This is a genomic window from Glycocaulis albus (assembly GCF_014639075.1).
Classification (GTDB): Bacteria; Pseudomonadota; Alphaproteobacteria; order Caulobacterales; family Maricaulaceae; genus Glycocaulis; species Glycocaulis albus.
The window spans coordinates 1-682 of record NZ_BMFS01000025.1 but is presented as its reverse complement, the minus strand read 5'-3'; the positions used below and the strand labels follow the sequence as shown (position 1 = coordinate 682).

General features: G+C 66.1%; 1 pseudogene. It reads right to left on the bottom strand.

From position 1 onward, the window contains the following. Positions 1–682: pseudogene (locus IEV75_RS13825) on the bottom strand (RHS repeat-associated core domain-containing protein); the annotation flags it as partial.

Below are 682 nucleotides of genomic sequence, written 5' to 3'. Positions count from 1 at the left end.
GACAGGGCGGTAAAGCGCATCATATTCGGTCTCCTGACGCTCCAGCACGCTCATCGCGTTCAGATGCGATATCCCCGTGCCCGTCACCGTGCCGCGCTCGACGAAGGACTCCTGACCGGCTGTGGTGTAGCCGATGCGCGCAGCCCGGCGTGAGAGCGGCCCGCCCCCGTCCGGATCCGGCCCGATCACGCCCACAGGGCGGCGAAGGCTGTCATAATGATAATAGGTGCGCGCCGCAGACCCGCCCACCGCTGGCTGGCTCCAGGCCACATCGCCGAACACATTATAGCTCTGCGTCACCGTCGAGGTGGGCGTGCCATTGCCTGCCGCGACCGTCGTCGATACCGGCAGGCGGTTATTGGCGACGCCGGCCGAGCCATAACCGATCGTGGTGCGCGTCTCGTTGGCTGTCCCCACGCATGAGGGCGAGGTGCCGCTGGCACAGGTGGAGACCTGCGTCAGCCGCCACACCGGATCGGCCGCCTGCACGATGGTGCCAGCATGGTTTTTGTAGAAGGCGTAAAGCGAGGTGTAGGTATAGCGCGTCTGCGGGCGTGCGCCCGAACCAGACGGCGCCGGCGCGGTTACCGTCAGCACCCCGCCATGCGTCGTATTATAGGTGTAGTCTGTCCGGTTGCCGGCCGCATCCTCGGTCCATAAGGGCCGGTTGCAGGTGACAGGG